Source organism: Sphingomonas aerophila (assembly GCF_014199305.1).
GTDB lineage: Bacteria > Pseudomonadota > Alphaproteobacteria > Sphingomonadales > Sphingomonadaceae > Sphingomonas > Sphingomonas aerophila.
In genome coordinates this window covers 394,770-405,022 of record NZ_JACIJK010000001.1, presented here as the reverse complement: position 1 = coordinate 405,022, position 10,253 = coordinate 394,770, and the positions used below count along the sequence as shown (strand labels likewise).

At 64.9% G+C, this 10,253-nt stretch carries 11 protein-coding genes; 5 read left to right on the top strand and 6 right to left on the bottom strand.

Translation table 11 applies throughout. The annotated features are described in order from the left end of the window. Window positions 1-68 precede the first annotated feature (68 nt). Both FHS94_RS02105 and FHS94_RS02100 read left to right on the top strand, forming a co-directional pair. On the top strand, window positions 69-608 hold the full coding sequence (locus tag FHS94_RS02105) for a peroxiredoxin (RefSeq protein ID WP_184054105.1): 540 nt from the start codon (window positions 69-71) through the stop codon (window positions 606-608). A gap of 64 nt (window positions 609-672) precedes the next feature. Next, window positions 673-1,710: a diguanylate cyclase domain-containing protein gene (locus tag FHS94_RS02100; protein ID WP_184054095.1), complete on the top strand. Its 1,038-nt coding sequence runs from the start codon at window positions 673-675 to the stop codon at window positions 1,708-1,710. A 436-nt stretch (window positions 1,711-2,146) separates the two neighbouring features. Here FHS94_RS02100 and FHS94_RS02095 read toward each other — a convergent pair whose 3' ends face one another. Next, complete coding sequence (locus FHS94_RS02095) at window positions 2,147-2,761, bottom strand: YbhB/YbcL family Raf kinase inhibitor-like protein (RefSeq protein WP_184054093.1); 615 nt, start codon at window positions 2,759-2,761, stop codon at window positions 2,147-2,149. A gap of 57 nt (window positions 2,762-2,818) precedes the next feature. On the opposite strand from FHS94_RS02095, the gene FHS94_RS02090 reads away from it, so the two are divergent. Next, window positions 2,819-3,256 carry a DUF1810 domain-containing protein gene (locus tag FHS94_RS02090; RefSeq protein WP_221234504.1) on the top strand — a complete coding sequence of 146 codons (438 nt, stop codon included), beginning with the start codon at window positions 2,819-2,821 and terminating at the stop codon, window positions 3,254-3,256. Between the two features lie 4 nt (window positions 3,257-3,260). Here the strand turns inward: FHS94_RS02090 and FHS94_RS02085 are convergent, their stop codons facing one another. Continuing rightward, window positions 3,261-3,776 (bottom strand): YciE/YciF ferroxidase family protein, encoded by a 516-nt coding sequence (locus tag FHS94_RS02085; protein ID WP_184054089.1) that lies wholly within the window; start codon window positions 3,774-3,776, stop codon window positions 3,261-3,263. A gap of 199 nt (window positions 3,777-3,975) precedes the next feature. Here FHS94_RS02085 and FHS94_RS02080 point away from each other — a divergent pair, with 199 nt between their 5' ends. Beyond that, a complete protein-coding gene (locus tag FHS94_RS02080) occupies window positions 3,976-5,412 on the top strand; it encodes a S41 family peptidase (RefSeq protein ID WP_184054087.1) in 1,437 nt (478 codons plus the stop codon). A 27-nt stretch (window positions 5,413-5,439) separates the two neighbouring features. On the opposite strand, the gene FHS94_RS02075 is transcribed toward FHS94_RS02080, so the two are convergent. Then, window positions 5,440-5,775, bottom strand: coding sequence for a hypothetical protein (locus FHS94_RS02075; RefSeq protein ID WP_184054085.1), 336 nt, complete (start codon window positions 5,773-5,775; stop codon window positions 5,440-5,442). 128 nt (window positions 5,776-5,903) lie between these two features. Here FHS94_RS02075 and FHS94_RS02070 point away from each other — a divergent pair, with 128 nt between their 5' ends. Beyond that, window positions 5,904-6,302 (top strand): response regulator, encoded by a 399-nt coding sequence (locus FHS94_RS02070; protein WP_184054083.1) that lies wholly within the window; start codon window positions 5,904-5,906, stop codon window positions 6,300-6,302. Here FHS94_RS02070 and FHS94_RS02065 read toward each other — a convergent pair. The 3 genes from FHS94_RS02065 to feoB are packed head-to-tail and all read right to left on the bottom strand — an operon-like array spanning window position 6,289 to window position 10,250. Further along, window positions 6,289-7,839 carry a sensor histidine kinase gene (locus FHS94_RS02065; RefSeq protein ID WP_184054081.1) on the bottom strand — a complete coding sequence of 517 codons (1,551 nt, stop codon included), beginning with the start codon at window positions 7,837-7,839 and terminating at the stop codon, window positions 6,289-6,291. The genes FHS94_RS02070 and FHS94_RS02065 overlap by 14 nt on opposite strands. After that, a complete protein-coding gene (ssb, locus tag FHS94_RS02060) occupies window positions 7,839-8,384 on the bottom strand; it encodes a single-stranded DNA-binding protein (protein ID WP_184054079.1) in 546 nt (181 codons plus the stop codon). The genes FHS94_RS02065 and ssb overlap by 1 nt, the downstream gene beginning before the upstream one ends. A gap of 15 nt (window positions 8,385-8,399) precedes the next feature. Beyond that, window positions 8,400-10,250, bottom strand: coding sequence for a ferrous iron transporter B (gene feoB / locus FHS94_RS02055; RefSeq protein WP_184054077.1), 1,851 nt, complete (start codon window positions 10,248-10,250; stop codon window positions 8,400-8,402). Between the last annotated feature and the right edge of the window lie 3 nt (window positions 10,251-10,253).

Below are 10,253 nucleotides of genomic sequence, written 5' to 3'. Positions count from 1 at the left end.
CGGCTGCCTATCGCGGGGGAACGGGATAGGCTAGACTGCGACGCTATCCCGCCTCGGAGTTGTTGCCCATGCGCCGCGCCTTTCTGTCCGTTGCCGCCGCCTGCCTGTTCGCCGCTGCGCCGGCGCTTGCGGCACTTAGCCCGGGCGCGGTGGCACCGGACTTCGCGGCCAAGGGCGCACGGGCGGGCAAGCCGATCTCGGTGCACCTGCAGGACGCGCTGAAGAAAGGGCCGGTGGTGCTGTACTTCTTCCCCGCCGCCTTCACCGGCGGCTGCAATGCCGAAGCGCATGCGTTCGCCGAGGCGGTCCCCTCCTTCACCAAGGCCGGCGCGACCGTGATCGGGATGACGGCGGGCAATGTCGACCAGCTCGAGGCGTTCTCCAGCCAGATGTGCGCCGGCAAGTTCGCCGTCGCCGCCGCGAGCCCTGCCGTGGTCGGGAGCTACGACGTTCAGCTAAAGAAGCCCGATGGCAGCGCCAGCGGCATGACCCGGCGCACCAGCTACGTGATCGGGCGCAACGGGCGCGTAGCGTTCGTGCATGACGACCTCAATCCCGCCGAGCATGTCCGCCTGACACTCGAAGCAGTGCAGAAGTTGCGCCGCTGACCGACACTTTGGTCATTCGTTGCTAACCCTTTCTCGCTAAGCCGCCGCTTGCGGAGGGACACTCGTGGCGGCTGCAGGCTTCTTTGGACGGCGGAAGGACGACAATCTTTATGATCGTGTGGGCGCCTTCCTGTCTGACCATGGCCTGAGCCCGGGGCCAGAGAACTACCACTTTGTCTACACGGTCCTGACCGAGCCGAACGGCCCTCTCGCCCAGGCGGTGGCGAGGATCACCGATCGTGGCTTGCGCCTGAGCCGGCAGAACATGGCCGAACTCGGCGTCAACCTGAACTTTGGCCCGCTGAGGCTCCAGGCCGGGGCAAATGACGATCCGGTAGACGACCAGGCCGTGCGTACGGAGAAGCTGGTCGCGCAAACCCAGGCGCAGGTCGACGGCTTCGCCGACATGATGCGCAACATGCGAAACGAGACCAGCGACTTCGGTCGCGACCTGGCAGCCAGCGCGGAAGAGATCCGTCGCTCGACAGACCTGCCCGGAATGGAAGATATCGCCCGAATTACCGGCACCATGATGGCGCGGGTGCGCTATGCCGAGAGCAAGCTTGAAAGCGCAACCGCTGAGGCAGACATCCTGCGCCAGAAACTCGCGGAGGCGCAGGACAGCGCCCGGCGCGATCCCCTGACCGGTCTTCCAAACCGGCGAGCGCTGGCGGAAGCGCTGTCGACACGAAGCGGGCCCGGACCTGATTGCATTGCCATTTGCGATGTGGATCGGTTCAAGATGATCAACGACCAGCATGGTCATGGCGTCGGCGACCGCGTGCTCCGTGCAATCGGAACGACGCTGGTCGAGATGCTTGGGGGTCACTTGGTGGCGCGCCACGGCGGTGAGGAGTTTGCCGTGCTGATGCGCAATACCACGCTGGCTGAAGCGGCAAGGTTGCTTGACGCAGCGCGCGCCGCGGTTGCGTCCACGCGCTTCCGGACTCGCGAAACGGCGGCCCTGATCCGGCAGATCACTCTGTCCGGCGGCGTTACGGCGCTGGTCGCTAACGAACACAGCGATGACGCGTTCGCCCGGGCTGATCGCCTGCTCTACGCGGCAAAGTCGAATGGCCGCGACCAGGTCTGCGCCGGCTGACCTAACTCACCAACTATCGGCGCAATTCGCCACTGCCCGGCGGCGTTCTGGGGGGTGAGACTGGCCCGGTGTGGCGTAAGTAATTGTAACAGCTATGATCGGGCAATTGGCACAGTGGGTGCAATAACTCTGGCATGGCGGCGAATGGTTCGCAGCCAGGATCGGAGTACACACCATGACCGCCTTCACCGCATCGTTCCAGCGCGTCGCCCTCTCAACTGTTGCCGCGCTCTTCGTCGCCGCCGTCGCTGTCAGCGCCGCGGTTCCGCTCTCCCCGATCGTCGCGTGATCGCCATGCGCGACCGGTTGTTCACCGAACTGGGGCACAGCCCCGTTCTGGTCGGGATTGCCTCCTTCGCGGTTACGCTGATGCTGATCGCGGCTGGAGGCACCCCAATCGCCTGAGCCGGCCCGGGTTAACGGGCCGGCCAGAGCATCAGGCCGGCGATGTCGCCCCGACGGGCCCGACTGGCGCTTCTTCTCCACGCGAATATGTGCCCACCAGCACTCCTATTCCCAACACATGCCCTGTGATCGCATCCAGCACCGCGCTACGTCCGGGATCTTCGCCCGGATCATCGGCGCCTGGCCCGATTGCAAACAACTGAAAGACGTAACGATGCTGTCCATGCCCGGTCGGTGGATCGGGCGGCAGCCAGCCCCTGCGCCCAAATGAATTGTGGCCGATGCGAATGCCCGCCGTTCCGTCGTCGATGATGGCGCCCTCGGCGAGTGACCCCGCCTCGGCCGGCAAGCCCCACACGACCGCGTGCACCAAGGGCTGCGGCGTCGGTGCGTCAGCGTCCTCGACCAGCAACACCAGACGGTCTGTTCCGGCCGGAGGATCCCGCCACAGCAGCGGCGGTGAGTCCCCCTCGCCATCGGCGGTGAAGCGCTCCGGCAAGCGAGCGCCATTCGCAAAGGCGGTGCTGCTTAGCGTCACGCTCGCCAGGTCCGCCCCAAGGTCCGGCCGCCCTGCCGCAAGCTTCTCCGTGCCGGCCCGCGCGCCCGACAGCGCCTTGCCCAGCCACGCGGGAACATGTTCAAGCATCGGGCACCTCCATCCTTGTCAGGGCATCCAACGCCCGGCGCGGCGCGTTGGCCGCAGATGAACTCGCACGATCTCGCGCGCTTTGTCCTCGCTCAACAGCATAGCTGGGCCGATGCCCGTGCCGAATTGACCCGCGGCCGCAAGGCCAGCCACTGGATGTGGTGGATCTTTCCCCAGATCGCCGGGCTGGGGCGCAGCGAAACCGCCATGCGCTATGCGATCGGCTCGCTTGACGAAGCACAGGCGTTTCTGGCGCACCCGGTGCTGGGGCCGCGTCTGGTCGAAGTCACCAACATCGCGGCGGCGGCATCTGGCACGGCCGAGCAGATCTTTGGCTCGATCGACGCGGTCAAGCTCCGATCATCCCTGACCCTATTCGCCGAAGCTGCAGAAGGCGCCGCGAAGGAGCCGTTCCGGCAAGCGCTTCGCCGCTTCTTCGATGGGCAACCAGACCCCGAAACGCTGCGCCGGCTTCAATCGCCGCCGCAGCACTGATCGATCAGGCGGCCGTCGATTCCGCGCGCGCGTTGACGCCGCGCTCGGCAAGCTCGGTGAGCTTCGCATCCGTCGCCTTTTCCTCGGCCAGCGTGGCTTCAAAGATGGTCGCAGCCTGGTCCTTGCCGAGCTGGCGTGCCCAGGCGATCAGCGTGCCATAGCGGCTGATCTCATAATGTTCGACGGCCTGCGCGGCGGCCGTGAGGGCGGCGTCGAGCACATTCTTGTCCGAAATCTCGCCCGCCAACTCATTGGCTTCCTTAATAATGCCGTCGATCGCAGGGCAAGTGACGCCCTTGGGCTCCATGTTCTCCAGCTGGAATACCTGCTTCAGCCGCTCGATCTGTCCTTCGGTTTCACGAAGATGCGTTTCGAAGCCCTGCTTCAACTGCAGATCGGTCGCCTTGCTGATCATCTTGGGCAGAGCCTTGGTGATCTGCTGCTCGGCGTAATAGATGTCCTCGAGCTGATGGAGGTACAGTTCTTCGAACGTCGCGATGTCGGCAGAAAACAGGCCCATGACGCATTCCTTCGGTGCAAACGGAAGACCCCGCGTTCGTCGCCGGGCCTGACCCAATAACGAGCGGCAAGGCCGGCGGTTGCGCTGACACTACCCTGGCGGGGCCTGCGATGTGATATTGCCCACCCGCAAACTACCCGCTAACCTTCTGTGTTCCCGGGGAGAAGTTTGTATGCATTTGGGGCGGACAGCAGCTTGGATGGCATTGGCTGCGACGCTGTCGGCCTGTGGCGGCGGCGGTGGTTCCGGCGGCGGCGCAACGTTGACCGGTCCGACACCATCGCCCAGTGCGACGCCGACGCCCACCCCCGCGCCGACCAGCACGGCCGCCGGTTGCACCCTTCGCGAGCGGCAGGACTGGGTGCTTGCCCAGATGAAGGAATGGTATCTTTTCCCCGAGACTCTGCCGACCAGCCTCGACCCGAACGGCTATTCCAGTGTCGACACGTACCTCGACGCGCTGACCCAGACCGCGCGTAGCCAGAACAAAGATCGATACTTCACCTACCTGACCTCGATCGCAGACGAGAACGCCTATTATGACAGCGGATCGAGCGCGGGCATCGGTGTGCGGCTGGCACTCGATACAAGCGGTCGCCTGTTCATCACCGAGGCTTTTGAAGGCGGCACCGGCTTCGCCGCCGGAATGGATCGGGGTACCGAGCTGGTGGCCATCGGCACCAGCAGCGACAATCTTCGCACCGTCACCAGCCTGTATGCGGGGGGTGGTGTCAGCGCTGTGTCGGACGCGCTTGGTCCCGATTCTGTCGGAACGACCCGCGTATTTCAGTTCCGCAACACGGACGGGACGGTGCGTACCGCGTCCGTCGCCAAGCAGGAGTTCAGCCTGACTCCTGTGTCCAGCCGCTATGGCGCTCAGATCATCAACGATGGCGGTCGCCGCATCGGCTATGTGAACCTGCGCACCTTCATCAGCACTGCGGACCCGGCGTTGCGTAGCGCATTCGCCAGCTTCAAATCGGCGGGTGTGTCAGACATCGTCGTGGACATGCGCTACAATGGCGGCGGGCTGATCTCCATCGCGGAACTGCTGACCAATCTGCTGGGCGGCGGTCGCAGCAACAGCGACGTGCAGGCTTATACAAGCTTCCGCCCGGAAAAGGCGTCAAACGACGAGACCACGAACTTCACCGTGCAGCCTCAATCGGTCGCACCGACCCGCGTCGCCTTTATCGGCACCCACAGCACCGCCTCTGCCAGCGAATACGTCATCAACGCCTTCACGCCCTATCTGCACAGTGCCTCCGCGCTGATCGGGACCAATACCTATGGCAAGCCTGTCGGCCAGATCGCGCTTGATCGACCGGCGTGTGACGATCGGCTGCGGGTGATTTCGTTCTCGTTGCAGAATGCGGCGCGGCAGGGCGCGTATTTCAACGGTCTTGCCGGCTATGTGGAAGCGAGCTGCCAGGCAGGTGACGACATCGCCTTCCAGCTCGGCGATCCGCGTGAGGCGTCGACGCGTGCAGCGCTGGACTTCATCGAAGGGAAGCCGTGCACCCGCATCGCGACCGCCACCTCGGGCACTCAATCGCTCAATAGCGCTGTCAGACGCGACCTGTTGACGCCCGACCGGCCAAGCACCGCGCAGCGCGAAACGCCTGGGCTGTTCTGACGCTTGTTGGAACTCAAAAAGCGCGGATCACTTCGCCGGTGCGCTGGTGACCTCCGCCGTGCCGCCATCGGACAGGCTGACGAAGAAGCGTCCGCCCTCGTCGCAGGTCACTCGCCAGCCGGGACGCCCGCTCGCATCGGGGGCGACGGCTTCGGTTTTGGTGACACCCTGGCACGACGCGCCGGCGGTACCACCCCGGATCGCACGAAACAGCACACCTCGTCGCTGACCCTCGGGCAGCGCCTGAACACGCGCAATATAGCCCGATGCGGTGGGCGATGGCGTCGGCTTCGGTTGACGGGCGGGTTCGCCGCCGCAACCGGCAAGCAGCACGAGAGCGGGAATTGTGGCCAGCCGTATCATGCCAGGAAAACCACGAAATCGCTGCGTCGTTCCACGTTCGGAATAATCGGTGCGGACGAAACACGGGCTTGTGTCGGATTCCAGACATGGAACGAATGGCCTTTATCCAAGTTAGCCACGCAGTAATCATGTCACGCACCGCGCTCATCGTTGAAGACGAAATCTTCGTAGCTCTCGATCTCGAGCGTATCCTGATGGACGCCGGCTATACGGTGGTGGCCATCGCCGCCGACCGGGACAGTGCCTTGCAAGCGGCGGCTGCTGCCGACTTCGCCTTTATTGATGTGAATTTGCGCGACGGCCCAACCGGACCGGAGATCGCAGAGCGCATTGCGGCAGATTACGGGATCAAGGTCGTGTACGTGACCGCCAACCCGACCCAAATCAGCGACCCCAAGGGAGCGCTCGGCTTCATCCGTAAGCCGTTCAGTGAGGCGGCCATTCTCGCCGCCGCGGCCCTGACAGCCCAAGCCGCGATGGCCGGCCGGCAGCACACCGGCCAATTGAACGAGATCAGGGCCGCCTAAGCGATAGCACGGGCACCTGCACCGCCAGCTTCAGTCCGCTTTCCAGCCATTCACGCGTAACCGTTCCGCCCAATTGACGGACCACGGCGAGTTCAACCAGCTGTGATCCGAATCCTGAATCGGAGCGCGCCTGGCTGATCGCTGGCCCGCCCATCTCCGTCCAGGTCATAAGCGTCTTGTCGTTCTCTACCGTCACGTGGAGCGAAACAGTCCCCGACCCGGTCGACAGGGCGCCATATTTCACGGCGTTGGTGGCAAGTTCGTGGAAAAGCAGTGCCAGCGGTGTTGCAGACCGATCGTCGATCAGCACGTCATCGCCGGTAATGATGATCCGCTCGCCACCCTGCTGATAGGGCGCGAACAGCTGGGTCAGCAGGCCCAGCAGGCTATCCTGTTGCAGGCTGGGCCGCGAGGCCAGGCTATGGGGCCGCACAAAGTCGTGCGCACGGCCCAGCGCCGTGATGCGATCGCGCAGGTCCGCCGCAACCCCCGCGATCTCGGGGCGGGCCCGCGCAGCAAAGGTGATCAGGCCGGAGATCACGGCAAAGATGTTCTTGATCCGGTGGGCCAGTTCCTGCGCCACCAGCTCACGCTCTTCGGCCGCCAGCTTCTGCTCGTGAACATCGGTACAGGTTCCGAACCAGCGCGTGATCCGCCCCGCGTCGTCGCGGATCGGCAGCGCGCGGCCAAGTACCCATCGATAGGTGCCATCGAAGTGCCGCAGGCGATATTCGATCTGGTATGGCTCACCGGTCGTGAGCGAATGGCGCCATGTGATCCAGGCGCGCTCCCGGTCGTCAGGGTGGAACATGTCGCTCCACCCTTCGCCGTCGGTGGTGCCCGGGGTGGTGCCGGTGAATTCATACCAGCGCGCGTTGTAGTAATCGTGATAGCCGTCCGGCAGCGTCGACCACACCATCTGCGGCATGGTGTCGGCCAGCGTGTGAAAGCGGGACTCCGAATCGTCCAGCTGCCGACGCGCATCGCTTTCGGCATGGCGGGACGCGGCCGCGTCGCGTGTGTCGCGCAACCGGGCCATCACGCTCGCCGCCAGCGTGGTCAGCCCCTGCCGTTGCAGGGGCGTCAGGCCTTCGGGCCGGGGCTTGCCGTCGATGACGCACAACGACCCCAACGGCACGCCGTCCTCCGTCCGCAGCGGCGCGCCCGCGTAGAAACGGATCCTTGGCTCTCCCGTGACCAGGTCGTTGTCGGCAAAGCGCGGGTCTTCGCGGGCATCGGGCACGACCATGATGTCGTCGCCCATCATCGCGTGCTGGCAAAAGGACACGGCGCGGGGCGTGCCGTCCAGTTGCGTGCCGGCCCGCGCCAGAAAGCGCTGATGCGTTTCATCGACCAGGCTGACGAGCGCGACCGACGTGCCACACAGCGCCGCGGCGAACTCAGTGATCTGGTTCAGCGCCTCGTTAGCGCGCAGCGACTGCAGGTCATAGCTGTCGATCAGCGCGTTGCGCGCGCTTTGATCAACCTGCCACCCATGCCCGTGCGCCAGCGCGCCGACGTCCCCTAACGCGGTCATCAGAAGGGAACGTCGTCGTCGAGATCGTCCGAGAAACCGCCGCCGAAGTTGCCACCGCGATTGCCGCCACCCTGGCCGCCACCGCGTGATCCGCCGCCAAAGCCGCCGCCCGAACCACCACCGGAGCCACCGCCGAAATCGTCGCCCCCGCCAAAATCGTCCCGGCCACCGCCGCCGCCACCCTGGCCGCCACCAGGTCCGTCGAGCATCGTCAGCACGCTGTTGAAGCCCTGCAGCACGATCTCGGTCGAGTAGCGATCCGCACCCGACTGGTCCTGCCACTTACGCGTCTGCAGCGAGCCCTCGATGTAGACCTTGGACCCCTTGCGCAGGAACCGCTCGGCGACGTTGGCCAGCCCCTCGTTGAAGATGGCGACCGTGTGCCACTCCGTCTTCTCCTTGCGCTCGCCGGAGTTGCGATCCTTCCACGATTCGGACGTGGCAATGCGCAGGTTCACGACCTTGCCGCCGTTCTGGAACGACTTGGACTGGGGATCCTGCCCCAGATTACCGACGAGAATAACCTTGTTGACGCTACCCGCCATTGAATGCCTCGAATGTCAGAGGCCGGCGAACACAGCCAGCCAATAGGTGATACCGGCCATGATGTACGCCGCCGCGAACAGATAGCCAACCATGAACGCTGGCCACTTCCACCCGTTGGTCTCCCTACGCGTTACCGCGATGGTGGAAATGCACTGCGGCGCGAACACGAACCACATCAGGAAGGCGAGCGCGGTGGGAAGCGTCCAGCGGCCGCGCAGCTTGTCGGTGATCCTGGCTTCTCCGCCCTCGCCCTTGTCGTCGATGGCGTACACGGTGCCGATTGCCGACACAGCTACTTCGCGGGCCGCCATGGCAGGCAACAGTGCGAGCGCAATATCCCGATTGAAGCCGATCGGCTTCACCACCGTCTCGATCCCGTGGCCGATGCGACCGCCGATGGAATAGTCGACCGGGGACACCGCGCTGCCCTCTGGCAGCTTGGGGAACGACAGCAACAGCCACAGCACCACCGTGGTCGCGGCGATGATGGTCCCCGCGCGCTTCAGGAAAATCAGGGTACGCGTCCAGAGCCCGAGCACGATGTCGCCCAGCCGGGGCATCTGGTACTTGGGCATCTCCATCATGAAGCCCGAGGATGCGCCCTTTGTCACCGTACGGCGCAGCAGCAGCGCGGCGACGTAGGCTCCCGCGATCCCGATCGCGAGCAGGCCGAACATCACCAACCCTTGCAGGCGGATAAAGGGCGCGAGCCGCATGTTCGGGATCATCGCGCCAATGATCAGCGTGTAGACGGGCCAGCGCGCCGAACAGGTCATCAGCGGGGCGATCAGAATGGTGGTCAGGCGCTCCTTCTCATCCTCGATCGTGCGGGTCGCCATAATCCCGGGCACGGCGCACGCGAAGGATGAGAGCAGCGGTATGAACGCGCGCCCGGACAGGCCCACGCCCGCCATCAGCCGGTCCATCAGGAAAGCCGCCCGAACCATGTAGCCCGACGCTTCCAACACCAGAATGAACAGGAACAGGATCAGGATCTGGGGCAGGAAGACGAGCACCGCCCCGACACCGGCGATCAGCCCGTCGGTCAGGAGGGATCGAACAAAGCCGTCCGGCAATGCAGCGGCAATCTGCGTCTGCAACCACGCAAAGCCCGCGTCGATCGCATCCGCCGGCACCGTCGCCCAGGTGAATACCGCCTGGAACATCGTGAACAGCACCGCGACGAGCAGAAGCGGCCCCATCACCGGATGAAGCGCCACCGAATCAAGCCAATGTGCCCAGCGATGCGCGGGCGTTTCGGAAATAATGGCAGCGCTGGCGATATTGCGCGCCCGGCGCTGCAACACGCTTTCCGTTTCCAGCGTCCGCGGATGCGGCCGGATACCGCCGCCCCCGACTGCGCCGGCCAGCGCTTCTCGCAACTGGTCAAGCCCGCGACGCCGGACCGCCACCGTCGGTACCACGGGCACGCCCAATTCGCGCGCCAGCACGGCAGGATCGAGCACCAGCCCGTCCCGCTCGGCCAAGTCCACCATGTTGAGCGCGATCACGACCGGCAGGCCGAGCGCGATCAGCTGCAAGGCAAAGCGAAGGTGATTGTCGAGATTGGCAGCGTCGAGCACCACCACCAGCGCATCGGGACGCCGCTCGAACTCGCTGCCGCCAGTAACGACGTCGCGGGTTACCGCTTCGTCCGGGGAAGAAGGATCGAGGCTGTATGCGCCAGGAAGGTCCACCAGCTCCACCGGGCGGCCATCATCCAGCACCAGCCGGCCGGACTTCCGCTCCACGGTAACGCCGGGATAATTGCCCACCTTCTGCCGCGCGCCGGTCAGCGCGTTGAACAGGGCGCTCTTGCCGGCATTGGGATTGCCGACGAGCGCCACCAGGGGCGCCGCATTCATGAT